Source organism: Nocardia sp. NPDC058244, from assembly GCF_042882065.1.
Taxonomy (GTDB): Bacteria; Actinomycetota; Actinomycetes; order Mycobacteriales; family Mycobacteriaceae; genus Nocardia.
Genome location: NZ_JBHVWX010000004.1, coordinates 348737 through 373048 on the forward strand (window position 1 = coordinate 348737; position 24312 = coordinate 373048).

General features: G+C 71.1%; 21 protein-coding genes. 13 read left to right on the forward strand and 8 right to left on the reverse strand.

Annotation, left to right across the window (positions count from 1 at the left end; translation table 11 throughout):
* Positions 1 to 200 precede the first annotated feature (200 nt).
* Both ACFVW6_RS14745 and ACFVW6_RS14750 read left to right on the forward strand, forming a co-directional pair.
* Positions 201 to 998 (forward strand): DUF5602 domain-containing protein, encoded by a 798-nt coding sequence (locus ACFVW6_RS14745; RefSeq protein WP_387791803.1) that lies wholly within the window; start codon positions 201 to 203, stop codon positions 996 to 998.
* A 53-nt stretch (positions 999 to 1051) separates the two neighbouring features.
* Positions 1052 to 3793, forward strand: coding sequence for an ATP-binding protein (locus ACFVW6_RS14750; RefSeq protein WP_378827593.1), 2742 nt, complete (start codon positions 1052 to 1054; stop codon positions 3791 to 3793).
* Here the strand turns inward: ACFVW6_RS14750 and ACFVW6_RS14755 are convergent.
* The 6 genes from ACFVW6_RS14755 to ACFVW6_RS14780 form a co-directional block, all read right to left on the reverse strand.
* A complete protein-coding gene (locus ACFVW6_RS14755) occupies positions 3787 to 4737 on the reverse strand; it encodes a D-isomer specific 2-hydroxyacid dehydrogenase family protein (RefSeq protein ID WP_378828175.1) in 951 nt (316 codons plus the stop codon). The two genes, ACFVW6_RS14750 and ACFVW6_RS14755, sit on opposite strands and share 7 nt — an antisense overlap.
* Before the next feature lie 127 nt (positions 4738 to 4864).
* On the reverse strand, positions 4865 to 5824 hold the full coding sequence (gene ligD / locus ACFVW6_RS14760) for a non-homologous end-joining DNA ligase (protein ID WP_378827590.1): 960 nt from the start codon (positions 5822 to 5824) through the stop codon (positions 4865 to 4867).
* A 64-nt stretch (positions 5825 to 5888) separates the two neighbouring features.
* Positions 5889 to 8057 carry an MMPL family transporter gene (locus ACFVW6_RS14765; RefSeq protein WP_378827588.1) on the reverse strand — a complete coding sequence of 723 codons (2169 nt, stop codon included), beginning with the start codon at positions 8055 to 8057 and terminating at the stop codon, positions 5889 to 5891.
* A gap of 217 nt (positions 8058 to 8274) precedes the next feature.
* Positions 8275 to 8664, reverse strand: coding sequence for a hypothetical protein (locus ACFVW6_RS14770; RefSeq protein WP_357348059.1), 390 nt, complete (start codon positions 8662 to 8664; stop codon positions 8275 to 8277).
* A gap of 64 nt (positions 8665 to 8728) precedes the next feature.
* The gene (locus ACFVW6_RS14775; RefSeq protein WP_378827586.1) at positions 8729 to 9829 is read right to left on the reverse strand and encodes a methyltransferase; all 1101 of its coding nucleotides are present in this window, start codon (positions 9827 to 9829) and stop codon (positions 8729 to 8731) included.
* A 141-nt stretch (positions 9830 to 9970) separates the two neighbouring features.
* A complete protein-coding gene (locus tag ACFVW6_RS14780) occupies positions 9971 to 12094 on the reverse strand; it encodes a RecQ family ATP-dependent DNA helicase (RefSeq protein WP_378827584.1) in 2124 nt (707 codons plus the stop codon).
* A 268-nt stretch (positions 12095 to 12362) separates the two neighbouring features.
* On the opposite strand from ACFVW6_RS14780, the gene ACFVW6_RS14785 reads away from it, so the two are divergent.
* Positions 12363 to 12845 (forward strand): hypothetical protein, encoded by a 483-nt coding sequence (locus ACFVW6_RS14785; protein ID WP_355277153.1) that lies wholly within the window; start codon positions 12363 to 12365, stop codon positions 12843 to 12845.
* A 1-nt stretch (position 12846) separates the two neighbouring features.
* On the opposite strand, the gene ACFVW6_RS14790 is transcribed toward ACFVW6_RS14785, so the two are convergent.
* Both ACFVW6_RS14790 and ACFVW6_RS14795 read right to left on the reverse strand, forming a co-directional pair.
* A complete protein-coding gene (locus ACFVW6_RS14790; RefSeq protein ID WP_357348051.1) occupies positions 12847 to 14058 on the reverse strand; it encodes an RtcB family protein in 1212 nt (403 codons plus the stop codon).
* Between the two features lie 105 nt (positions 14059 to 14163).
* Positions 14164 to 15039, reverse strand: a complete 876-nt coding sequence (locus ACFVW6_RS14795; RefSeq protein ID WP_378827581.1) for a ribokinase — start codon at positions 15037 to 15039, stop codon at positions 14164 to 14166.
* Positions 15040 to 15223: 184 nt separating this feature from the next.
* On the opposite strand from ACFVW6_RS14795, the gene ACFVW6_RS14800 reads away from it, so the two are divergent.
* The 10 genes from ACFVW6_RS14800 to ACFVW6_RS14845 all read left to right on the forward strand — a co-directional run bounded on the left by ACFVW6_RS14800 (position 15224) and on the right by ACFVW6_RS14845 (position 24296).
* Positions 15224 to 16489: a glutamate-5-semialdehyde dehydrogenase gene (locus ACFVW6_RS14800; RefSeq protein ID WP_378827579.1), complete on the forward strand. Its 1266-nt coding sequence runs from the start codon at positions 15224 to 15226 to the stop codon at positions 16487 to 16489.
* Entirely contained in the window at positions 16486 to 17364 is an 879-nt protein-coding gene (locus ACFVW6_RS14805) for a MoxR family ATPase (RefSeq protein ID WP_357348046.1), read from the forward strand. The genes ACFVW6_RS14800 and ACFVW6_RS14805 overlap by 4 nt, the downstream gene beginning before the upstream one ends.
* 1 nt (position 17365) lies before the next feature.
* Entirely contained in the window at positions 17366 to 18757 is a 1392-nt protein-coding gene (locus ACFVW6_RS14810) for a VWA domain-containing protein (RefSeq protein WP_378827576.1), read from the forward strand.
* Positions 18758 to 18768: 11 nt separating this feature from the next.
* Positions 18769 to 19110, forward strand: coding sequence for an MmcQ/YjbR family DNA-binding protein (locus ACFVW6_RS14815; protein ID WP_378827574.1), 342 nt, complete (start codon positions 18769 to 18771; stop codon positions 19108 to 19110).
* 152 nt (positions 19111 to 19262) lie between these two features.
* The gene (locus ACFVW6_RS14820) at positions 19263 to 20249 is read left to right on the forward strand and encodes a hypothetical protein (RefSeq protein WP_378827572.1); all 987 of its coding nucleotides are present in this window, start codon (positions 19263 to 19265) and stop codon (positions 20247 to 20249) included.
* Between the two features lie 11 nt (positions 20250 to 20260).
* On the forward strand, positions 20261 to 20902 hold the full coding sequence (gene nadD / locus ACFVW6_RS14825; RefSeq protein ID WP_355278584.1) for a nicotinate-nucleotide adenylyltransferase: 642 nt from the start codon (positions 20261 to 20263) through the stop codon (positions 20900 to 20902).
* A gap of 28 nt (positions 20903 to 20930) precedes the next feature.
* The gene (gene rsfS, locus ACFVW6_RS14830) at positions 20931 to 21344 is read left to right on the forward strand and encodes a ribosome silencing factor (RefSeq protein WP_316573883.1); all 414 of its coding nucleotides are present in this window, start codon (positions 20931 to 20933) and stop codon (positions 21342 to 21344) included.
* Positions 21341 to 22000 carry a histidine phosphatase family protein gene (locus tag ACFVW6_RS14835; RefSeq protein ID WP_218721444.1) on the forward strand — a complete coding sequence of 220 codons (660 nt, stop codon included), beginning with the start codon at positions 21341 to 21343 and terminating at the stop codon, positions 21998 to 22000. Before rsfS ends, ACFVW6_RS14835 begins: the two co-directional genes overlap by 4 nt.
* On the forward strand, positions 21990 to 23450 hold the full coding sequence (octT, locus tag ACFVW6_RS14840; RefSeq protein ID WP_378827568.1) for a diglucosylglycerate octanoyltransferase: 1461 nt from the start codon (positions 21990 to 21992) through the stop codon (positions 23448 to 23450). The genes ACFVW6_RS14835 and octT overlap by 11 nt, the downstream gene beginning before the upstream one ends.
* A gap of 3 nt (positions 23451 to 23453) precedes the next feature.
* Positions 23454 to 24296, forward strand: a complete 843-nt coding sequence (locus ACFVW6_RS14845; protein WP_378827565.1) for a DegV family protein — start codon at positions 23454 to 23456, stop codon at positions 24294 to 24296.
* The last annotated feature ends 16 nt before the right edge of the window (positions 24297 to 24312 follow it).

A 24312-nucleotide genomic window follows, 5' to 3' on the forward strand; every position in this document is an offset into this window, starting at 1 on the left:
CCATCCTTACCGAACCAGGACGAGGACAGCCTAACCGTCGTGTCCGATTCCGGCGCATCGTTCTTCCGTCCGGATGGAAACTTCGGGCGCTCTGAGTAGCGAGATGAGTATTTCGGCGGACGACGACCGCCGTCACGGCTCCTACCTTCGGGACAGATCCGTCGATCGGAGGAGCCATGACCCACGCACGGGTGAGCGCCATGCGCACGCGAAGCATCACCGCCGCGCTGGCGGCCCTGCTCGTCCTGGCCACCGCCGCGGCCTGCGGCGACGACGCCGACAAGACCTACTACGGCGACGAACGCGCCCTGGGCAACGGCCAGATCCGCACCTTCGTGACCACCGACGATGGCGGCACCCCGACCGAGGTCGGCCTGCGCGTCCAGGAGGCGGCGCTGGAGGGCCTGCCGATGCCGGCCACGATGCCGGAGGGTCCGCCGCCCGCCAGCCCCCCGCTGGCGCTGCCGAAGGAAGCGGCGGGCACGGTGGTCGACCACCTCACCTTCGACTGGGTGCCGCATGGTCACCCGCCGATCGGCATGTTCGACAAGCCGCACTTCGACGCCCACTTCTATTTCGTCGACGACGCGACGGTGGCGGCGATCAGCCCGCAGGACCCGGAGTTCCTGACCAAGGCGGCGCACAACCCGGATTCGAAGTACATGCCCGCCAACAGCTCGACGCTGCCCGAGCCGATCGAGGTGCAGGCCGTGCCCGCGATGGGCGTGCACTGGGTCGACATGAGCAATCCGGTCGCGCCGGGCGAGTTCACCCAGACCCTGATCAACGGTGCCTGGGACGGCCAGTACATCTTCACCGAGCCCATGTTCACCAGGGACTGGTTGCTCACCAAGCCCTCGTTCACCGGTGATATTCCGCAACCGCAGGCCTATCAGCACAGCACGCGGTATCCGACCACGTATTCGATCGGCTACGACGACAAAGCGAAGGAGTACGTCGTCACGGTCGGCGGGTTCGTCGAGCGGACCGCCTCCTGACCCTTCTGTAGGGCCCTCACCTGCGAGTATGCTCTGGTACTCGGAGGTGCGGCGTGATCACCGAGCTCATCGGACGCGAGGGGGAACTGGCCGATCTGCTGGCCCGGCTCGACGACGCGGTGCACGGCGCCCCCCACCTGGTGATCTGTTCGGGTGAGGCGGGTGTCGGCAAGACCCGGCTGGTCGCCGAACTGGCCGGGCGCGCCCGTGACCGCGGGGTGCGCACCCTGTGGGCCCGCGCGCTCGAACTCCCCGACACCCCGCCCTTCTGGTTGTGGCGCCAGGCGCTCGGCACCGGCACGCCCGCGCCAAGTGCCGACCGGATCGCGCTGTTCGAGGGGTTCGCGGCCGGCCTCGACGGCGCCGACACCGGCGTGCTGCTGGTGGTCGACGACATCCACTGGGCCGACGAGCCCTCGTTGCAGGCGCTGCTCTACGTCGTCCGCGCGCTGCGCGAGCGCCGGATCATGGTGTGCGCCATCGAACGCGCCGGTGCGACCGACGGCGGCTGGGCCGCGATCAAACCGGAGCTCCTGCGCGAACCGGTCACCGCGTCCCTGCTGCTGCGCGGGCTCTCCCCGGCCGACTCGGCGCGCTGCCTGTGCCTGGAGGCGGGCCGCGAGCTGCCCGACGAACTGGCGGGCGACGCTTTCGACATGACCGGCGGCAACCCCTTCTACCTGCGCGAACTCGGTCGCTCGATGCGCGGTTCCACCGACGGCGCCCTGCGCCTGCCGACGAGCCTGCGTGAGGTGGTGCGCGCCAGGATGGCGCCGCGGTCGAGCCGGGCACAGGAGCTGCTGCGGGCGGCGTCGATCCTGGGCGAGCGGTTCTCGATCGCGGTCGCCGCCCGGCTGGTCGTCCGCCCGGCGGTGGACTGTCTGGCGGCCGTCGACGAGGCGATCGAGGCCGGGCTGCTGGCGACCGCCGACGAACCGGGCACCGTCCGGTTCGCGCACGCGCTCGTGCGGGCGGCCCTGCTCGACGGGCTGTCCCTGCAGCAGCGGGTGATCCTGCATCAGCGCGCGGCGCTGGCCATCGAGGCGCTGTATCCCGATGCGGTCGAAGCGAATGCGGCCGCGCTGGCCTGGCACTGGGCCAATGCCGCGGTGACCGGCGCGCACGAGCCCGCTGTCCGCTGGGCGCGGCGGGCGGCGGAGGTGGCGCTGCGCGAGCTGGCCTTCGAGGAGGCCGTGCGGCTGTACGGTCTGGCGCTGACCCACGCCGCCGCGCTCGCACCGGTCGACCGGGGCGGACTGCTGCTCCAGCGCGCCGTCGCCGCGGTCCGGGCCGGTGACCTGACCGCCGCCCGCGCCGATTGCGCCGCCGCGCGGGCACTGGCCCGCAAGGCCGGGGAACCGGCGCTGTGGGCCGAGGCCGCGCTAATCCTCGAACCGATCGGGGACCGCGGCTGGGATCGTGATATCGCCGACGCCTGCGCCGACGCGCTCACCACCGACGACCTGCCCGAACCCCTGCGCGCCCGGCTGCTGGCCCGCGCCACCGAGACCGCCGTCTACCTCGGCAGGCTCGACGGCGTCGACGAATCCAGCAGGGCCGCCCTGGTCTCGGCCGATCGCGGTGACGATCCGGATGTGCTCGCGGCGGCGCTGCGGGCCCGTCAGCTCGCCTGCAGCGGACCCGACCACCGAGCCGAACACGGCGTCCTGGCCGCGCGGATGATCGCGGCGGGCGAACGGGCCCGCGATCCGGCCGTGGAGATGTGGGGCAGGCTGTGGCGCATCGACGCCCTGTGGGAGCGGGGTGATCTGGGTGCGGTCACGGGCGAACTGTCCTGCCTGACCTGGTGTGCAGAGCACACCGGTGGCCCGATGGCGCGGTGGCACCTGCTGGTCGCCGAAGCGGCGCTGGCGCAGGCCCGTGGCGAATTCGCGCACGCGCTGGACCGGGCGGGCCGGGCCCACGCGCTCGCGACCACCCTGGGCCATCCCGCGGGGGAGGGTGCCTTCCGCGCGCTGCGGGCCGTCGTCGGCCATCACACCGGCCACGACCCGCACGCTCTTGCCCCGCCGCACGCACCGATCCGCGGCGAGGTCCGCACCCTGTTGTTCGCCGCCCTCGGTACCGCCTTCCCCCTGGTCGACAGCGGCAGGATCGCCGAGGCCGAGCCGCTCTATCGCGGCCTGGGCCGGCCCGAGAAGTGGCCGGTGCCACCGTATTTCCTGCTCAACGTGCTCGCCGTCGGCGGCGCGGTGGCCGTCGCGCTCGGTCTGCGCGACGATGTCGCCTACTTCCGCGAGCGACTGTCGCGCTACCGCGACGGACACATCACCGGCGGTGGCGGCACTGCCCACTACCTCGGTCCGACCACCCTGTGGCTCGGGAAATTCGCCGCCGCACTGGATGATCCGGACGCGGCGTGCGTCGAGCTGCGGTCGGCGGCGCGGATCGCGCGGGCGATCGGCGCGCCCGGGTTCGCCGTCGAAGCCGAATGCGAACTCGCCGAACTCCACCTCGCCCGCGGCGCCACCGCCGACGCGCTCGCCCTGGCCGCGGCCGCCCTGCCGGTGGCCGTGTCGCTCGGCATGCCGCCCTGGGCCGAGCGGCTGCGCGTGCTCACCGCCAACCGGAACGACTGCGCCACCCTCACTCCGCGCGAACGCGAGGTCGCCGACCTGGTGGCCCGCGGCCTCACCAATCGGGAGATCGCCGCCGCGCTGGTGCTGTCCGAACGCACCGCGCAGAACCATGTCCAGCACATTCTCACCAAACTCGGCTTCGCCAAGCGCAGCCAGATCGCGGCCTGGGTGGGGCGCGGCCGGATCGCTCAGTAGCCGCGGCGCGGTTCCACGATCGCCAGCAGCGGCGCGCCCGCCACGAACCGGGCCACATTCGCGGCGACGTGATCGGCGAACGCGGCCAGCCGCAGCTGGGGCGGATTCGAGTCGTGCGGGGTGATGATCGCGTTCGGCAGCGTCCACAGCGGATGCCCGTCCGGCAGCGGCTCGGGCTCGGTGACATCGAGACCGGCGCCGCCGATCACGCCCCGGGTCAGCGCGTCGACCAGCGCGTCGGTGTCGACCAGGCTGCCGCGGGCCACATTGATCACCCAGGACGAGGGCTTGAGCCGGGCCAGTTCGTCGGCGCCGACCAGATGCCGGGTCTGCGCGGTCGCCGGCGCCGCGATCACCACGTGGTCGGTGTGCGACCACACCCGGCTCAGCTGATCGGCGGGCAGCGTCTCCATGCCCTCGGGAATGCCGTCGCCGGTCACCGGCGTGCCCGACCGGTTCACCGCGATCACGTGCGCGCCCAGCGGCGCCAGCATCGGGATCAGGGCACGCCCGATCCCGCCCGCGCCGACGATGGTCACCGTCTTGCCGCGCAACGAGCCGACATGCGGGAAGAACTCGCGCTGCTGCCACGAGGTCGCCCGCAGGTGCTCGGGCAGATACCGGACCCCGGCCAGCAGCAGCATCAGCGCGTGCTCGGCGACGCTGTGCGAGAACGCGCCCGCCGCGGAGGTGAACAGCACGTCGGGGTGCGCGGCGAAGACGTCGACGTCGAAGTAGTCCTCGATCCCCGCCGCGGGCAGCTGCACCCAACGCACCGACGAGGGCAGCGTCGCCGGGAAGGCACCCGGTGTGCCGGTCCAGATCAGCGCCTCCGCGTCGGCGAGCTCGCCGACCTGGGCACCCGCCCCGACGACCGCCTTCTCCAGCAGACGGGACGCCTGCGGGTCCGGACCGAGCGCGATCGTGGTCGCGGATTCCTGCACGGAGACCTCCTGGATGCTCGGCCGCCCACGCCGCACCGTGCGGCCGAGCAGTGTCGGCATCCGATTCTTCCCTCTCGCGCGCGACCGTGCCGCCCCACCCCGGCTTCGCGGGGTCGGCCGGGCGGGTTCACGGTTCGTCGAGGTCGACGGGTTCGTCGACGCCGTGCCGGTCGGCCAGGTCGAGCAGCGGCGTGATGTCGAAGACCGCGTCGTCCATGCCGGCCTGGAGATCGCCGAGTTCGGCGTAGCGGGCCGGGACGGTCTCGATGGTGAAGTCGCGCGGGTGGATGTCGTCGATCTCGGTCCAGCGCACCGGCGTCGACACCGTCGCCGCGGGCACCCCGCGCACCGAGTAGGCGGCGGCGATGGTGTGATCGCGCGCGTTCTGGTTGTAGTCGACGAACAGCTGAGCCGGATCGCGATCCTTGCGCCACCACGCGGTCGTCACGTCGGCGGGCGCGCGCCGCTCCACTTCCTGGGCGAAGGCCAGCGCGGCCCGCCGGACCTCCTTGAAGCCGTGTTCGGGCGCGATCCGCACGTAGACGTGCAGTCCCGAGCCACCGGAGGTCTTGGGCCAGCCAACCGCGCCCAGCTCGTCGAGCACCTCGTGCACCACCCCGGCGACCCGCCGCACCCGCGACCACGGGCAGTCCGGCATGGGATCGAGGTCGATGCGCCACTCGTCGGGTGACTCGGTATCGCTCGCCCGCGAATTCCAGGGATGGAACTCCACGGTCGACATCTGCACCGCCCAGATCACGTCGGCGAGCTCGTGCACGCAGAGTTCGTCGGCGTGCCTGCCGTAGCGCGGGAAGTACACCCGCACCGTCGAGATCCAGTCCGGCGCGCCACCGGGCAACCGCTTCTGATGCACCTTCCCGCCGGGCAGGCCCTTGGGGAACCGGTGCAGCATGCAGGGCCGGTCGCGCAGTGCGTTGACGATGCCGTCGCCCACGCTCAGGTAGTACCGCACCAGGTCGAGCTTGGTCGCGCCGAGCTCGGGGAAGTACACCCGGTCCGGATTGCTGACCCGCACCGTGTGCTCACCCACCGGTAGCTCCACCGCCGGTGTCGCAGACTTGGCCACACGGGCAACGATAGACGAGCAGGCCCGCTCCCGAGGGGGAGCGGACCTGGCCGTGCCTTCCGTGTCAGCGGCGCTGTCGCGCCGGTGGCGTGTAGTAGCTCTCGGCGTAGGAGTACTCGGCCCAGCGGGGTGAGCGCTCCTCGTCGCTGTCGCCGCCGTGGCCCGGCCACCAGGCCCGCTTGCCCAGCAGCGCGGTGACCGCCGGGGTGAAGAACAGCGCCATCACGAAGGCCGCGATCGCGATGCCCACCGAGATGGCGAAGCCCATCTGCGACAGCGAACTGTTGCCGGCCAGCATCATCGAGGCGAAGGTGCCCGCCAGGATGAGTCCGGCCGCGGCCACCGTCGGCCCGGTGTGGCGCACCGCCAGCGCCGCCGCCTCGCGGGGCGTATGCCCCTCCCGCGATTCCTCCCGCAACCGGGCGACCATCAGGATGTTGTAGTCGGTGCCGAGGGCGACGACGAACAGGTACATGATCACCGGCAGCGTGAAGATCAGCCCGTGCTCGCCCTGGATCTGCTGGAACACCAGCACCGTCGCGCCCAGCGTCGCGGCGAAGCCGAGGAACACCGAGGCCATCAGGTACCACGGCGCGACGAGGCTGCGCAGCAGCAACGCCAGCACCAGCATGATCAGGATCGCGGCCACCGGGAACACGATCCGGTAGTCGTGGTTCATCGCGTCCTCGAAGTCGACGAACACCGCCGTCATGCCGCCGACCGCCGCCGTGGCGCCCGCCGGTGCCGCCTGGTGGGCGACCTCGCGCAGCGGTCCGGCCACCGTGTCGAGGGCGGCGTCGGATTCCGGCGCGTTCGCCAGCGTCACCTGGAAGTTCGCGATCGTCCCGTCCGCCGACAGCTGCGGCGCCGCGACCTGCCCGACACCGTCGACGCCGGTCAGCGCCGTGCGATAGGTCGCGAGCTGGTCCTCGGCGAGCGGAGTGCTCGACCGCAGCAGCACGTCCGAGGGCTGGGTGGCACCCGCGGGCATGCCCTTGAGCAGTTCGGTGGTGAACGCCACCGACTCCGAGGCATCGGTGGTCGAGCCCGAGTTCAGGTCGAAGGTCGGATTGAAGCCGAAGGCGAACACGCCCAGCGCCACCAGCACGCCGCCGGAGGCGACGGCGAACACGCCGGGCCGCCTGCCCATCGCCGCGCCGATCGCGCCGAACCGGGCGCCCTTGGGCTCGACCTGCCAGGCCTTCGACGGCCAGAACACCTTGGTACCCAGCAGCGAGACGATGGCGGGCACCAGCGTGAGCCCGGCCAGCAGCGCCACCGCCACCGCGATCGCCAGTGCCGGGCCCAGCGCCCGGAACATCCCGAGGCTCGACAGGGTCAGCGCCATGAACGCGATGATCACCGCGGCCGCGGCCGACGTGATGGCCTCGCCGACCCGGGCGACGGCATTGACCATGGCGGTCTTGGGATCGTCACCGGCCCGCAGCCGCTCCCGGTACCGGAACATCAGGAACAGGATGTAGTCGGTGCCGACCCCGAACAGCACCACCAGCAGGATCGAGTTCACCGAGGTGTCGATCTCGAGGTCGAAGGCCTTGGCCGCCATGGCGATCAGACCGCCGACGGTGCCCGAGATGGCGCCGATGGTGATCACCGGCAGCAGCGCGATGACCGGGCTGCGGAAGATGATCAGCAGCAACACCAGGATCAGCACGATCGTGGCGATGCCGATGATCGCCATGCCCTTCTCACCCTGCTCGGTCTGGTCCAGCGTCTGCGCCGCCGTGCCGGTGATGCCGGCTTTCAACCCGGTGTCGCCGACCTGATCCTTCAGGTGCTCGCGCAGGCTCCGCACCGCCTCGCCCTGGGTCTTGTCCGAGGCGTCGGTGAGCTTGGCCATCTGCACCGCGATGACCTGGACCAGGCGATTCTCCGAGGGCGGAGTCACCTGGATGCCGGTGACGCCCTTGATGTTCTGCGCCGTGAGCGCGCCCGCCACGGCGGTCACGGTGGCGGAGTCGGACTCGGTCAGCTGGCCGCCGTCGGCACGGACCGCGACGATCAGCGCGGCGGGCGCGGCATGCTGCGGGAAGGCCTGCTCCTGCAGCTTCATCGCCTGGATGGACTCGTAATGCGAAGGCAGGAAGGCGGATTGGTCGGTCGTCGCGGTGAGCGCGGGCGCTGTGGACAGCACGGCGACGATCGCGATCACCCACAGCCCGATCACTTTCCACGGATGGTGGACGACGACGCGCCCCAGTCTGGCGAACATGGTGAGAGGTCCTTTTCGATATCGGAATGCGCATATGGGCATGGGTATTCGAGCGGCGAGCCCCTGGTCCGGCTCGTCGTCACTGGTCGGTATGCGGTTGTGGGGCGACTGTGCGTCCCGTCCGACTCACTATAAGTAGATGTATACGTATAGGGCAAGAGTCAAAAAAAGTCCGCACGGATCGACTCCGTGCGGACCGCGGATCGGCGGCGCGGAACTACAGCTCGTACACGCCGAACGCCCGGTTCTGGATGCACATCGGCATCACGTGGACCCGGTCGGTCCATTCGAATTTGGCTGCCGCCTCGACGGTTCCGCGCTCGTCGACGCACACGCTCGCGGTGCCCGGCATGGTCAGCGGGTTCAGCACGGCCAGCGGAATACCGGCGTGGATGCCGCTGTAGAGGCCACCGCTGAAGCACAGCGGGGTGATCGCGATGCCGCGCTGCGCGCTCTCGCGGTCGGCCGCGGCCTGCGCGCCCGGCACGCCCGCGCAGTCGAGGGGGTTCTCGTTCGACGCCTGGGCGGGAACGGTCAAGAGGGTGAATCCGGCCGCACAGCCCGCGGCGACGGCCATCAGGGATCGAGCAAATGAGGTCCTGGTCATAGCCGCATTGAAACACTGGTGGCGGGTCGCACACACAATCGGCGGCGGCGTGTCGACCCGCCAGTCAGCGCGGAACGGCCTCGAGCACGCAGTCCGGCGCGGCCGTCTCGACCGTCCGCACCAGCGTGAAGCCGCTGCGCGCCAGCAGCGCGCGGAACTCGGCTTCGGTGCGTTCGTGGCCGCCCTCGGTGTTCACCAGCATCTCCAGATCGATGAATTTCCCCGGATGCGGGCGCTGATGATCGGGCAGCACCAGTTCGAGCAGCAGCAGCGTCGACGTCGGGCGCATCGCGGCGCGCACGGTGCGCAGGATCTGCTCGGCGTGCGCGTCGGACCAGTCGTGCACGATGTGTTTGAGCAGGTAGACGTCACCGCCCTGGGGAACCTCCTCGAAGAACGAGCCGCTCTCGACCGTGCACCGCTGCCCCAGGCCCGCCGCCTCCAGGTCGGCGGTCAGGTCGTCGACCACGTTCGGCAGGTCGAACACGATGCCCTGGGCCGCCGGATACCGGCCGAGGATCTCGGTGAGCAGGCTGCCGCGGCCGCCGCCGACATCGATGAGGGTGCCGAACCGGCCGAAATCGTAGGCGGCGAGCAGTGGCTCGATCGCCAGGGTGCTCACGCTGGTCATCGCGTTGTCGAACAGCTCGCCGACCTCGCGGTTCACCGCCGCGTACTCGAAGAAGCTCGCCCCGTCCAGGGCCTGGCCGACGGCTTCGCCGGTGCGCACCGCGTCGGTCAGATGGGTCCAGTGGTTGCGATGGTACGGCGAGCCGAAGAACCGCGACAGATCGCGCAGCGTCACCTCGGCGTCGCTGCGCAGCGCGTCACCGAGCCGGGTGAGCTCGTAGGAGCCGTCGCGCCGCTGGGCGAACACCCCGAAACTCACCAGCAGCCGCATCAGCCTGCGCAGCCCGCCCTCGTCGATCCCGAGCGCCCCCGCCAGCTTCGCCGGCGTCCGCGGGCCCTCGGCCAGCTCGTCGGCGATGCCGAGTTCGGCGGCGGCACTGATGGCCTGGGACAGGAATCCGGCGATCTGGAGTTCCAGCAGCGCGATATGGCCGGGAACCAGTTTCCGGTGCAGTGCGCCGAGCGCGTCGCGCACCCGTTCGATCGCGCGGAGCACAGGCAGCGGGGGGAGCTTCTTCGGTGCTGTGGACGTCATCGTCGACTCCATCGTCGGCCGGTTGACCTGCACGTACGGACCGAGCTTACGGGAATCGCGGCCTGTCGGGGAGGGTTCGCCGGCGGCAAGCCGTGCTGATGCTCGGCGGCGAGGCGGCCGGTGCGTCGTCGCGGGATCCGATCAGGTCGGCGTCGCCAAGGCGAACGGCAGGACCGCGTCCGCGCCGCTGGTGCGCAGGGCGTGGGCGGCGACGGTCATCGTCCAGCCGGTGTCGGTGAGCGTGTCGACCAGCAGGATCGGGCCGTCGACGCCGCTCAGATCCGGCACCTCCCACGAGTCGAACAGCCCGGCGACCCGGTGCGCGGAGTTCGCCGCCGACACCGGCGGCCGGTCCGGCCTGGTGTGCAGGGTGCCCAGGTTGTCGAGCCGCCCGACCTGCGCCAGCCGGGCGGCCAGACTCGCGGTGAGCTGCGGATAGCGCGGTGATTCCAGCGCCAGCACCGAGGTCGGGCGGGCGGCCCAGTTCCAGTCCCGCAGCACGGCCACGCATGCGTCGAACACCGCGTCGGGCACCGGCGCGTCGGGGCCGTCGAGCAGCGCGCGCAGCCGCTGACCCCAGCCGAGATCGGTGAGCCTGCCCAGCACCCGGCCGGTGTCGGCCGCGCCGGTGATCTTGCCCGACAACGGGATTCCCAGTTTCGCCATGCCGGTCGGCCACTGCTTGCGCGGTGCCAGATCGAGGCCGGGCCGGTCCAGCCTGGCCCGGGTGGCGGCGACGGCGGCCGCGTCGACGGTGGTGTCTGGGCGGGCGCCGGTGCAGTTGTCGCAGCGTCCGCAATCGGGGGTCGCGGCATCGAGGGCGCCCAGGCCGGGATCGTCGAGCTGACGGCGCAGGAAGGTCATCCGGCAGGCGGTGGTCGCCTGGTAGTCGATCATCGCCTGCTGCTCGGTGTCGCGGGCGGCGGCCAGGCGTTCGTAGCGCTCGGTGTCGTAGGTCCACGGCTCACCGGTGGACAGCCAGCCGCCGCGCACCCTGCGCACCGCGCCGTCCACGTCGAGCACCTTCAGCACCATCTCCAGCCGCGACCGGTTCAGCTCGACCAGCGGTTCCAACGCCACCGTCGACATCGGCCGATCGGTGTCCAGCGCCGCCAGCACCGCGCGCACGATGTGCTCGCGCGGGAACGCCACCGAGGCGAAGTAACTCCAGATCCGCGCGTCCTCCGCGCCGGGCAGCAACACCACCTCGGCCCGATCGGTGCCGCGCCCCGCGCGCCCGACCTGCTGGTAGTAGGCGATGGGGGACGACGGCGCGCCCACATGCACCACGAAGCCGAGATCCGGCTTGTCGAAGCCCATGCCCAGCGCCGAGGTCGCGATCAGCGCCTTCACCTCGTTGTTCAGCAGCGCGCCCTCGAGCACTTCGCGTTCGGCCGGATCGGTCTGGCCGGTATAGGCGGCGACCGTGTGCCCGTGTGAGGTCAGCACGTCGGCCAGATCGTGCGCGGCGGCCACCGTGAGGCAGTAGATGATGCCCGACCCGGGCAGCCGGTCCAGCTGAGCACCCAGCCACGCCGTCCGCTGGACCGCGTCGTCGAAGCGCACCACCGACAGATGCAGCGACTCGCGATCGAGCGTGCCGCGCAACACCAGCGTGTCGGTGCCGATCTGCCCGGCCACATCGGTGACCACCCGATCGTTGGCCGTCGCCGTGGTCGCCAGCACCGGCACGTCCGACCCGAGATCGGCGATCAGCGTCCGGATGCGGCGGTAGTCGGGCCGGAAATCGTGCCCCCAGTCCGAGACACAGTGTGCCTCGTCGATCACGACCAGCCCCGCGTCGGCGGCCAGCCGGGGCAGCACCTGATCGCGAAAGTCCGGATTGTTCAATCGTTCCGGGCTCACCAGCAGCACGTCGACCGCGCCGGCGGCCACCCGCTCGTGGATCTCGTCCCACTCGGTGACATTGCCCGAGTTGATCGTGTCGGCCACCACCCCGGCCCGTTCGGCGGCGGCCACCTGATTGCGCATCAACGCCAGCAGCGGCGACACGATCACCGTCGGCCCCCGCCCCGCCCGCCGCAGCAGCTTCGCCGAGATGAAATACACCGCCGACTTACCCCAGCCGGTCCGCTGCACCACCAGGGCCCGGCGCCGCTGCACCACCAGCGCCTCGATCGCGACCCACTGGTCCTCGCGCAGCCGCGCTTGCGGCCCGGCGAGCTCGCGCAACAACTCCTCGGCGCGTTCGCGCAGGTCGGGAGCCGTCAGATCGAGCACGTCGTGGCCGGTCGCTGAGGTCATGCCGACCATGCTGCCCGACCCCACCGACAGAGACGACCCCCGGTACAGTTCCGCCTCTCCGGGATTTTTGGCCGGAGTCAGGTGCGGGGGGCTTCGGTCCGGCGGCCGACGGAGAGTGGGTGGCCAGGTGAGCCCGTACCCGGCGAGTTACCCATGTTCGTGCGAGATCTGTCTATAGGGGGTCGGGGTCGGGTGCCCCGTTCCCTCGGCGAAATGTGGGATGGGGGAGGACAATAGGGCGGGTTACCGGACTTGCCGGAGGGGCTCCATGGCGAACCGATTCGACCCGCCTGCTGGGTGGACGCCGCCCGGGGCGCAGTTCCGGACGAATTCGGGGGTTTCGCGGACGGTGGCCGGTGCGTTTCTCGCGCTGATCGTGACGCCGCTCGGGATGGCGCTGGCGGCGCACGGCGCGCTGGACACCAGCCGGTGGGTGATTCTCGGCGACGCCGCCGACCGCCTCGGCTCGACCCTGCAGATCATCGTGGGCGCGGTGCTGTTGTTGCTGGTCAGCGCGCTGGCCGGGTTCACGCCGATCGCGACCATCCTGGCCGGGCTGGTGTGGGGTGTGCTGCCGGGGCTGGTCTACTTCGTCTCGCCGGAGAGCACCTGGCGGATGGTGGGGGATCTGCCGCTGATGACCGACGAGCTGCACATCGCGCTCAACGCGTGGATCACCAGCGGCTTCACCTTCGTCCTCGGGCTGCTGCTCGTCGGCGCGGGGGTGGCGGGCACCCTGCGCCGACGATGACTCAGCCCTTCACGCAGAGGACCTGACGCAGCGTCGCCACCACGTCGACCAGGTCGGCCTGCGCCGCGATCACCTCGTCGATGTCCTTGTACGCGGCCGGGATCTCGTCGACCACGCCCGCGTCCTTCCGCGATTCCACGCCCTCGGTCTGCGCGACCAGATCGGCGACGGTGTACTGCTTCTTGGCCGCGGTCCGGCTCAACCGCCGTCCCGCGCCGTGCGAGGCCGACTGGAACGAGGCCGGATTCCCCTTGCCCCGCACCACATACGACCGCGTCCCCATCGACCCGGGAATCAGCGCGAGATCACCGGCCCCCGCCCGCACCGCGCCCTTGCGGGTCACCAGCATCGGCATCCCGTCGATGATCTCCTCCGCCACATAGTTGTGGTGACACGAGATCGGCTCGTCGAAACGCACGTCCCGCTCACCGAACTCGTCCCGCACCGCCCGGCACACCAGCGACAGCATCACCGCCCGATTGCGCGCCGCGTACTCCTGCGCCCAGGTCAGATCCCGCCGATACGCCGCCATCTCGGGCGTCCCCCCGAGAAAGACCGCCAGATCCCGATCCGGCAGCGACTGATTGTGCGGCAACGCCCGCGCCACCGCCATATGCCGCTCGGCCAGCTCCTTCCCGATATTGCGCGACCCGGAATGCAACAGAATCCACACCGCGTCGTCCTGGTCGAGGCAGACTTCGATGAAGTGGTTGCCGCCACCCAGCGAGCCGATCTGCTTGTGCGCCTTGGACTCCAGCGACGACACCCCCGGGTGCAGCTCGCCGAACCCACGCCAGAACCGGTCCCAGCCCTTCGTCCGCGCCGACTGACCGTGCGAACCGGCATGCAGCGCGGTGACGTTCACCGCCTCCTTGTGCGCGTTGAACCCGACCGGTACCGCGCGCTCGATCCGCGACCGCAGGGAACGGAGGTCGTCGGGCAGGTCCGCGGCGGTCAGCCCGGTCTTGACGCTCTCCATCCCGCAGCCGATATCGACCCCGACCGCGGCCGGCGCGACCGCGTCGCGCATCGCGATGACCGACCCCACCGTCGCGCCTTTGCCCAGGTGCACATCCGGCATCACGCGCAGTCCGTACACCCACTCCAGCTCGGCGATATTGCGGAGCTGGCGCAGCGCGGACTGCTCGATCTCGTGCTCGTCTGCCCACATGAGCGTCTGCGCCCTGGTACCGCGCAGCTCGACGGGAAACATGGTTCGATCCTTTCCTCGGTGTACTACCAACGGTAGGACCGAGGCCACGGCAGCGCATCCGAATATCGCCGGGCGCGAGCCGGACCGATCACTGGAGCGCGGCACTCAGTCCGCCGTGAGCGCGTGTTCGATCCGGGTGCGATCCGGGATCGAGGAGCTGGCGCCGAGTCGGGTGGTGGCCAGGGCGCCTGCGGCGTTGGCCCAGGTCAGCGCCGGGTCGGGGCCGGTGGGCCACATCGCGACCAGGGCGCCGGTGAAGGCGTCGCCCGCGCCGGTGGTGTCGACGACCTCGACCGTGCGTCCGGGGACGGCGAACTCGGTGCCCTCGGCTGATCGATACCGGGCGCCGTCGCCGCCGAGCGTGCGTACGACGTGCGGAATCCGGTCGAGGTCGGACGAATAGTGTTCGGACTCCAGCGCATTCACGATGGCGAGGTCGACATCGGCCCACAGCGCGGCGGGCAGCGGTCGCACCGGTGAGGGATTGAGCGCGACGATCGTGTGCGCGGCGCGCGCGTGCCGGGCCGCCGCGGCCACGGTGGCGAGTGGAATCTCCAGCTGGCACAGCAGGATGTCGGCGGCGGCGATCGCCGCGAGCTCGTCGGCGGTCAGCTCGGTCACCCGCCCGTTCGCGCCCGCGACGACGATGATGCTGTTCTCCCCGGACTCGTCCACGACGATCGTGGCCACCCCGCTCGACCCGTCGACGGTCCGCAGCAGGGAGATGTCGACACCGGCGCCGGACAGCGTCGCGCGCAGTGTGGTCCCGAAGGCGTCGTCGCCGGTCGCGCCGAGGAAGCGCACCCGCGCGCCCGACCGCGCCGCCGCGACGGCCTGGTTCGCGCCCTTGCCGCCCGGCACGGTCGCGAAGCCGGACCCGAGCACGGTCTCGCCCGGTGCGGGCCGCCGCGCCGTGGTGGTGACCAGATCCATGTTGACGCTGCCGAGCACGACGACGGTGGGTGCGGCGCTGCGGTCCATGCCGCAAATCTAGCGGTGACCCCACCGCGGGCGCGGGTTCCCGGCCGGATCACCCGGTGACCTGTGGACAAGTCCCGCGGTGCCCCGAAACCTGTGGACAACTCGGTCCCGCCGCCGGTCGGAGCCGTATTCCGGGGTCCGGGCGGCGTCGAGGCGGACCGGCGGCCTGCGTACGCTGATACCCATGACGGTAGAAGTGACCCCCGAGCTCGACATCCGCGCAGCGGTGCACGACGCCGCCCGCAGGGCTCGCGTCGCGTCCCGCGTGCTGGCTCAGCTCACCACGGCGCAGAAGAACGAGGCCCTGCACGCGGCGGCCGATGCCCTGCTCGCCGCCGCCGACCGCGTGCTGGCGGCCAACGCCGCCGACATCACGGCCGCGCAGGCCGCGGGCACCGAGGAGAACCTGCTCGACCGCCTGCGGCTGACCAAGGCCCGCATCGACGGCATCGCCTCCGGCCTGCGCCAGGTGGCCGGGCTGCCCGATCCGGTCGGCGTCGTCGTGCGCGGTTCCACGCTGCCCAACGGCCTCGAGATCCGCCAGACCAGGGTGCCGCTCGGCGTGGTCGGCATGGTCTACGAGGCGCGCCCCAACGTCACCGTCGACGCGTTCGGCCTCGCACTCAAGTCGGGCAACGCGGCCCTGCTGCGCGGCTCGTCCTCGGCCGCGAACTCCAACGCCGCCCTCGTCGAGGTGTTGCGCGAAGCCCTTGTCGCCCAGGGCGTCCCGGCCGACGCGGTCCAGCTGCTGCCCAGCCACGACCGCTCCAGCGTCACCCACCTGATCCAGGCCCGCGGCCTGGTCGATGTGGTGATCCCGCGCGGCGGCGCCGGCCTGATCAACGCGGTCGTGCGCGACGCGCAGGTGCCGACCATCGAGACCGGTACCGGCAACTGCCACGTCTACGTGCACTCCGCCGCCGACCTGGACATGGCCGAGGCCATCCTGCTCAACGCCAAGACCCGTCGCCCGAGCGTCTGCAACGCGGCCGAGACGGTGCTCATCGACGCGGCGGTCGCCGAGTCGGCGCTGCCGCGGCTGAGCAAGGCGCTCGAAGACGCGGGCGTCACCATCCACGGTGATCTGCCCGGCCAGGTGCCCGCCACCGACACCGACTGGGGCGAGGAGTACCTCACCCTCGATATCGCGCTGAAGGTCGTCGACGATCTCGACGCCGCGGTCGAGCACATCAACACCTGGGGCACCGGCCACACCGAGGCCATCGTCACCGCCGACCTGGCCGCCGCGCGCGAGTTCACCACCCGCGTCGACGCGGCCGCCGTGATGGTGAACGCGTCCACCGCGTTCACCGACGGCGAGCAGTTCGGATTCGGCGCCGAGATCGGCATCTCCACCCAGAAGCTGCACGCCCGCGGCCCGATGGCACTGCCCGAACTCACCTCCACGAAGTGGATCGTGTGGGGCGACGGCCAGACTCGGCCGGTGTGATCGTGACACTGGTACAGGAACCGATCTTCACCTCGGTCGACGACGTCATCACCCGCCTGGCCGAGACCGGCTACCTGGCCGACAAGGCCACCGCCACCTCGGTCTTCCTGGCCGACCGGCTGGGCAAGCCACTGCTCATCGAAGGTCCGGCCGGTGTCGGCAAGACCGAGCTGTCGCGCGCGGTCGCCCAGGTCGCCGGCGCCGAACTGGTACGGCTGCAGTGCTACGAGGGTGTCGACGAGGCCCGCGCGCTCTACGAGTGGAATCACGCCAAGCAGATCCTGCGGATCCAGGCGTCGAGCGAGAACGACTGGGCCGAAACCAAAGCCGACGTCTTCACCGAGGAATTCCTGCTCTCGCGCCCGTTGCTCACCGCGATCCGGCGCAGCGAACCGACAGTGCTGCTGATCGACGAGACCGACAAGGCCGACGTCGAGATCGAGGGCCTGCTGCTGGAGGTGCTCAGCGATTTCGCCGTCACCGTGCCGGAGCTGGGCACCATCACCGCCACCCGCAAGCCGTTCGTGGTACTCACCTCGAACGCCACCAGGGAGCTGTCGGAAGCGCTCAAGCGCCGCTGCCTCTACCTGCACCTGGACTTCCCGGACGAAGACCTGGAGCGTCGCATCCTGGCCAGCCGGGTGCCCGAGCTGTCGGAGTCGGTCGCCGAGCAGCTGGTGCGGATCGTGCACGTGCTGCGCGGGATGCAGCTCAAGAAGCTGCCGTCGGTGGCCGAGTCGATCGACTGGGGCCAGACGCTGCTCGCCCTGGGCGCAGGCGACCTCGACGACGCCACCGTGCGCGCCACCCTCGGCGTGGTGCTCAAGCACCGCAGCGACCACCAGCGCGCGCTGGCCGAGCTGAAGCTGGCCTGAGATGACAGCGCCTGCCCCGCACGGCCTCGGCGGGCATGTCGCGGGGTTCGTCGCGGCCCTGCGGGCCCGTGGTGTGCCGGTCGGGCCGTCGGAGACCGTCGACGCGGGCCGGGTGCTGACCGTGCTCGACCTGCTCGATCGCGAGTCCGTGCGGGAGGGGCTGGCGTGCGCGCTGCTGCGCCGCCCCACCCACCGCGCCACCTTCGACGGGCTGTTCGACCTGTGGTTTCCGGTCGCGGTGGGGGAGCGCTCCGCCGAGACACGCGAGCTGCCGCGCACACCCGACGGCCAGATCGACCTGCCCGCCCTGCGCGAGCAGCTCGCCGAAATGCTCGCGGCCGAGGACGGTGGTCAGCAGTTGCAGCTGCTGGCCGGGCAGGTCGTCGAACAGCTCGGCCAGTATCAGTCCGCGCGCGGGCCGTCGTTCTCCGCCTATCAGGCGATGAAAGACCTCGCGCCGCAGACCCTGTTGTCCCGGGTGCTGGCGGGACTCGCGCTGCCGCCGGACGCGAGCGACCGCGACACCGAGGTGGCCCGGCGCATCGCCAGGGAACGGATCGCCGGATTCCGGGCGAGCGTGGAAGCCGAGACCAACCGTCGCGTGGCCGAACAGATCGGGCGCGACCGTGTCGCCACCTACGGCGTCGCCCGCCAGGCCGAGGACGCCGACTTCCTGCGCGCCTCCGAACGCGAACTCGTCGAACTGCGTCGCGGCAGCCAGCGGCTGGCCCGCATCCTGGCATCCCGCCTGGCGGTGCGGCGCAAGAAGGCCCGTCGCGGCGAGATCGACCTGCGCAAGACCCTGCGGGCGTCGATGTCGACCGGTGGCGTCCCGATCGATCTGGTGAATCGCAAGCCGCGGCCCGGCCGCCCGGAACTGGTGCTGCTGTGCGACATCTCGGGTTCGGTGGCCGGCTTCAGCAACTTCACCATGCTGCTCGTGAGCGCGTTGCGTGAGCAGTTCTCCCGGGTCAGGATCTTCGCCTTCGTCGACCGCACCGACGAGGTCACCGGCTTCTTCGACCCGTATGTCGGCCTCGACAACGTACTCACCAGGATCTTCACCGAGTCACGGATCATCGACGCCGACGGGCACTCCGACTACGGCCAGGCCCTGACCACCTTCGCCGACAACTTCGGTGAGGCCGTCACCAGCCGCAGCTCGCTGCTGGTCCTCGGCGACGGTCGCACCAACTACCGCAATCCGAAGCTGGACATCCTGCGTCAGCTCGTCGACACCGCCCGGCACGCGCACTGGCTGAACCCGGAGCCGCGGAACCTGTGGGGCACCGGCGATTCGGCGGCGCGCGACTACGGCGAGGTGATCGAGATGCACGAATGCCGGTCGGCCCGGCAGCTGACCGATGTGGTCTCCCGGTTGTTGCCCGTCTGAAGGAGCTGGTGATGAGCGAGGATCTGCTGACCTACTGCCTGGCCAAACCCGGTGCCTGGCAGGACGAACCGTGGGAGGGCGACATCGTCGCCAAGGTCGGCGACAAGATCTTCGCCTTCCTCGGTAACGGCGGCGCGATCGGTCTCAAATGCGGCCGGGACCGCGCCGAGGCCGACGAACTGGTGCACGTCTATCCCGGCGACGTCACCGCCTCGGCCTACATCGGCCGCTACGGCTGGAACAGCGTCACCGTCGGCGGCGCCGTCCCACCCGACGAACTGCGCGAGCTGATCGACGCCTCCTACGACGCGGTCGTGGCCAAACTGCCGAAGTCCAAGCGCCCCACCGGCTGATCGTTTCAGCGGACGTTAAGCCGCTTACAGGCGCCCTCCACCAAGATCACCGCCATGCTGGCTGGGGCGTCGCGCGACGACGAGCGGTTCGGTCGACGGGCGTCGTCCGACACGGTGGTACGAGTGGTGGCACGGCGGGCGCGGTCGACCCGGTGACCGATCCGCTCGCGAACGACGGCGCCGGGGCCGTCCCGTCGCCGTGCGCACCCCACAGCACGGTGCCGTCCGGCGAGATCGTGCGCCCCGAGCACCTGCGTCCCGGCGCGGGCGCGCGGGCCGCGCGGCGGCTGGCCGATGTCGCGGCGACCCGGCTGGCCGACGCGCCCGCCGCCGCGGAGGAACAGTTGCGCCGGGCCCTGGTCGTCGGCTGCGGCGAACTCGACGGACGCGAACTCGCCGAGTTGCGCACCCGCCTGGTCACCGCGATCGCCGCCCAACCGCGCCGGGATCGCGACCTGGCCAGGGCGGCGGCCGCCGCCGCGGCGTGCTGGCACCCGATCTCGCCTGCCGACGCGGCCCACCTGTGGGTGGTCGCGGGCCGGGCTTGGGCGCGGGCGGGCAGGCATGCCGAGGCGGTCACCGCCTTCGACCGGCCACTGCTCACCGGAACCGTCGCCTATCCGCCCGGTGAGCTCGCGCTGGTCCGCGCCGAGTTCGCCGAGTCGCTGCTGCGGCTCGGCCGCTACCGGCAGGCGGCCTGGCAGTTCACCGAGGCGGCCCGGCTGCTCGCGGGCTCGCCCGCCCAGCGGCGCAGGCACGCGGACCTGGTGTGGTCGGCCGCCGTCGCCCGCGAGTGCTGCGGCCAGGAGTCCGCGGCGCTGGGCGGCTATCTGCGCGCCGCGGGCCTGTGGGGCGAGCTGGACAAGATCGTGCCGCGGGCCCGCTGCCTGCGCGCGGCGGCGTGGTTACAGCTGCGCGGACCCCAGGGCCGGATCCGTGGTCCGTGGTGGGTCACGATCGACGTCTTGATGGCCGAGCTGAATCAGCGGCTCGCCGCCGAGCCCGCCGCGCACATCGCCGACGAGCTCGACCGCACCCGCGCCCAGTTCGCCCAGATGTGCGCGCAGGCGTCGGGCCCGAACGACCGCCCGGCCGCTCGGGGGCGGTCCGGTCCGGTCGAGTGGTGGCAACCCGGTTAAGCTCGGACCTCATGCACGAGACAGCTCGGCCGCGCCGCAAGCTCGGCGTCATGGGCGGGACGTTCGACCCCGTTCACCACGGTCACCTGGTCGCGGCCAGCGAGGTCGCGAACCGGTTCGAGCTCGACGAGGTCATCTTCGTTCCGACCGGACAACCGTGGCAGAAGGTGAACAAGCAGGTCAGCCCCGCCGAGGACCGCTACCTGATGACCGTCATCGCCACCGCGTCCAACCCGAGGTTCTCGGTCAGCCGGGCCGATATCGAACGCAACAAGGTCACCTACACGGTCGACACCCTGCGCGAGATGCAGAATGCCCATCCCGACGCGGAGCTGTACTTCATCACCGGTGCGGACGCGTTGGCCAACATCCTGACATGGCAGGATTGGACCGAACTGTTCGAACTGGCGAAGTTCGTCGGGGTGAGCCGTCCGGGGTACGAGCTGAACACCGACCATCTCGAGGAGCATCTGCGGGACCTGCCCGCCGATGCCGTCACGATGATCGAGATCCCCGCGCTGGCCATCTCGTCGAGCGAGTGCCGCCGCCGCGCGGCGGAGGGTCGGCCGGTCTGGTACCTCGTCCCCGACGGCGTGGTGCAGTACATATCGAAGCGGCACCTGTATGTGCCCGCAGGAACGGAAGGTAGCTGACGTTGAGCCACACGAGCGAGGTGCAGTCGTGACTGCCACTGCCGAAGCGGTCGAAATGGCCAAGGTCGCCGCACTCGCGGCCGACGACAAGCTCGCCACCGACGTCGTCGTCCTCGACGTCTCCGAGCAGCTGGTGATCACCGACTGCTTCGTGATCGCCTCGGCGCCCAACGAGCGTCAGGTCAACGCGATCGTCGACAACGTCGAGGAGAAGCTGCGCGAAGCCGGGCACAAGCCGGTCCGCCGCGAGGGCACCCGCGAGGGTCGCTGGGCGCTGCTCGACTACGTCGACATCGTCGTGCACATCCAGCACAACGACGAGCGCAATTTCTATGCGCTGGAGCGGTTGTGGCGTGACTGCCCGACCGTGGCCGTCGAGGGCATCGCCACCCCGGCGACACCCGCCGCCGACGACGCACAGGTAGAGGGCGACACCGAGTGAGCAAGTACGCCCATGTGCGCACGCTGATCCTGCTGCGGCACGGGCAGACCGAGTGGAACGCCGCCGACCGGATGCAGGGCCAGATCGATACCGATCTCACCGACCTCGGCAGGCAGCAGGCCAAAGAGGCGGCGCGGGAACTGGTGTCCCGCAACGCGATCGCGGTCCACGCCTCCGATCTGCGCCGTGCCAAGGAAACCGCGCAGGCGCTCGGCGACATCAGCAATCTGCCGGTCGTCACCGATCAGCGACTGCGGGAGACCCACCTGGGTGACTGGGAGGGACTGACCCATCTCGAGGTCGACGCCGACTATCCCGGCGCGCGCGTGCAGTGGCGGCTCGACGCCACCTACACACCGCCCGGCGGCGAGAGCAAACTCGAGGTGGGCGCGCGTGCGCTTCCGGTGGTGCGCGAACTGTACAACGAGCGACAGGATTGGCCCGGTCGGACTATCATCCTGGTTGCGCACGGCGGGCTGATCGCTGCCCTCACGGCCGCGTTGCTGGAACTGCCTCCGGAGAACTGGCCCGCCCTCGGCGGGCTGGCCAATACGAGCTGGGTGCAGCTGTCCAGCCACGGGCCCGACATCGACCGACCCGGCTGGCGCCTCGATGTTTGGAACGCAGCGGCGAAGGTAGCTCCCGATGTCCTCTGAAGAGCCCGTCCGATCGGTACCGGACGAACTGTTCCAGCAGGTGACGGCCAAGGCCGGACGGCAATTGCCGGACGCGCTGTTCGGCCCGCCACCCGCTGAGCCCGCACGCCCCGAGCGTGAGGAGCCCATCCGTTCGGTACCGGACGAACTCTTCAAGCAGGTCACCGCGCGCAGTGAGCGCTCGCTACCCGACGCGCTGTTCGGTCCGCCGCCCGCGCCGGTAGCCGCCGAGCCCGAGCAGGCCGAGGTCGCGGCCGGTGAATCGGCGGTGGCCGGTTCGTCGGACGACGCGGACGGCGATGTCGACGGCGAGCCCGCCACAGCGGGCGCCGCTGTCGCCGAAGCCATCGACGCGGATTCCGCCGCGCAGCCGGACGCTGAATCGACTGTCGCGCAGCCGGATACCACCGAGACTGCCGACACCGCGGTAGTCGATGATGTGACTCCCGTCGATGCGGCGCCCGCCGAATCGGCTGCGGCGCTGGATCTCCAGCCGGCAAGTGCGGCCGATGGTTCCGCCGACGCGGACACCTCGGCGGACGAGGTGCCGGACGTGGTCGCGACGGAGACGGACGAAGCCGTCGAGGTATCCGCCGATTCCGTCACGGTGGCCGCTGCGGTCACCGAGGTGTCGGCGCCGGTCGCGGAGACCGCTGTCGCACAGGGGGAATCGCTCGGTGCGGCGGCCGCGGAGGTCGTCCTCGTCGAGGAGTCCACCGCGCCCCGGCCGGTGGAGTCCGCCTCGCCGCGGCCCGTGCTGCTGGTGATCGCCGACTCGCTCGCCTACTACGGACCCAAGGGCGGCCTGCCCGCCGACGATCCCCGGATCTGGCCGAATATGGTGGCCGCCGAACTGGATTGGGATGTCGAGCTGATCGCCCGGATCGGCTGGACCTGCCGCGACGCCTACTGGGCGCTGATCGGTGACCCCCGGGTGTGGGCCGCCGTGCCGCGGGCGGGTGCCGTCGTGTTCGCCGTGGGCGGCATGGACACGCTGCCCTCGCCGCTGCCGACCGCGCTGCGCGAGCTGATCCGCTACATCCGTCCGCCCAAGCTGCGTCGCGGCGTGCGCGCCTCCTACAACTGGCTGCAGCCGAAGCTGTCGAAACTCGGTCGGCCCGTGGCACTTCCGCCGAAGGTGAGTGTCGACTACCTCGAGCAGTCGCGCGAGGCGCTCGATCATCTGCGTCCCGAGCTGCCCGTGGTCGCGGTGCTGCCGTCGGTGCACAAGTGCGATGCCTACGGGCGGGTGCACCGGGGCCGGGCGCGCGCGGTCAAGGCGCTGCAGGCGTGGTCCGGCCGTACCGCGGTGCCGCTGGTCGACCTCGGCGAGGCCGTGCGCGACGACATCGAGTCGGGCGCGGCGAACCCGGACGGCATCCACTGGGGCTGGGCCGGGCACGCGGCGGTGGCGACGGCGATGACCAAGGCGCTGCAGGAGGTCCGGTAGTCCGTGACCGTTGTGGTGGTCACCGATTCGGCGGCCGGGCTGGCGCCCGACGTCGTCGGCGAGCTCGGTATCGAAGTGGTCCCGTTGCATGTGCTCGTCGGCGACCGGGAGATCCGGGAGGGTGTCGACCCCGTCGAGATCGATTACTCGACGGACTCGGTCACCACCTCGGCCGCGTCGCCGGGCGAGCTGCGCGAAGTCTACGAGCGGGCGCTGAGCCGCAGTGACGGCGACGGTGTCGTCGCCGTGCATCTGTCGCGCACGCTGTCGGCGACCTGGGAGTCGGGCAGGCAGGCCGTCCGTGACATGGGCGCCGAAGACAAGGTGCGCCTGGTGGATTCGCTGGGGGCCGGCTTGGCGACCGGCCTGCCCGTGCTCGCGGCCGCCCGCCGCGCGCGGGCGGGTGAGGCGCTGGACGCGGTCTACGAACGCGCGGTGACGGCCGCCGCCCGTGCTCGCACGTTCATCCTGGTCAACCGCACCGAGCAGCTGCGCAAGGGCGGCAGGCTGAGCAGTGCCGCCGCGTTCTTCGGCAGCGAACTGGTGACGAAGCCGCTGCTGCAGCTGGTCGAGGGCAAGCTGGAGCTGCGCGAGAAGGTGCGCACGCGGTCGCGCGCCTACGCCAAGCTGGTCGCGGCCGCGGTGGAGGCGGCCGGGCGCGACGGTGCGGCCCTGGCGGTCCAGCACCTGGGCGCCGCCGATGCCGCGGAGAGTATCGCGGCCCAGCTGCGGGAACAGGTGCCGGAGGTCGAGGAGCTGTACGTCGGCGAGTTCGGTCCCACCCTGGGTGTCCATCTCGGTGTCGGCGCGCTGGGTGTGCTGGTCGTGCCCGGTGGGTGTTCCTGACCGGCGCCGCTTTCCG

Bases quoted from the DNA above. Each gene is read 5' to 3' on its own strand.
- ACFVW6_RS14795 (WP_378827581.1), bottom strand. From the start codon at position 15,039: ATGGACCGCAGCGCCGCACCCACCGTCGTCGTGCTCGGCAGCGTCAAC.
- ACFVW6_RS14810 (WP_378827576.1), top strand. From the start codon at position 17,366: ATGACAGCGCCTGCCCCGCACGGCCTCGGCGGGCATGTCGCGGGGTTC.
- ACFVW6_RS14780 (WP_378827584.1), bottom strand. From the start codon at position 12,094: ATGACCTCAGCGACCGGCCACGACGTGCTCGATCTGACGGCTCCCGAC.
- ACFVW6_RS14815 (WP_378827574.1), top strand. From the start codon at position 18,769: ATGAGCGAGGATCTGCTGACCTACTGCCTGGCCAAACCCGGTGCCTGG.
- ACFVW6_RS14745 (WP_387791803.1), top strand. From the start codon at position 201: ATGCGCACGCGAAGCATCACCGCCGCGCTGGCGGCCCTGCTCGTCCTG.
- ACFVW6_RS14765 (WP_378827588.1), bottom strand. From the start codon at position 8,057: ATGTTCGCCAGACTGGGGCGCGTCGTCGTCCACCATCCGTGGAAAGTG.
- ACFVW6_RS14770 (WP_357348059.1), bottom strand. From the start codon at position 8,664: ATGACCAGGACCTCATTTGCTCGATCCCTGATGGCCGTCGCCGCGGGC.
- ACFVW6_RS14785 (WP_355277153.1), top strand. From the start codon at position 12,363: ATGGCGAACCGATTCGACCCGCCTGCTGGGTGGACGCCGCCCGGGGCG.
- octT (WP_378827568.1), top strand. From the start codon at position 21,990: ATGTCCTCTGAAGAGCCCGTCCGATCGGTACCGGACGAACTGTTCCAG.
- ACFVW6_RS14775 (WP_378827586.1), bottom strand. From the start codon at position 9,829: ATGACGTCCACAGCACCGAAGAAGCTCCCCCCGCTGCCTGTGCTCCGC.
- nadD (WP_355278584.1), top strand. From the start codon at position 20,261: ATGCACGAGACAGCTCGGCCGCGCCGCAAGCTCGGCGTCATGGGCGGG.
- ACFVW6_RS14790 (WP_357348051.1), bottom strand. From the start codon at position 14,058: ATGTTTCCCGTCGAGCTGCGCGGTACCAGGGCGCAGACGCTCATGTGG.
- ACFVW6_RS14800 (WP_378827579.1), top strand. From the start codon at position 15,224: ATGACGGTAGAAGTGACCCCCGAGCTCGACATCCGCGCAGCGGTGCAC.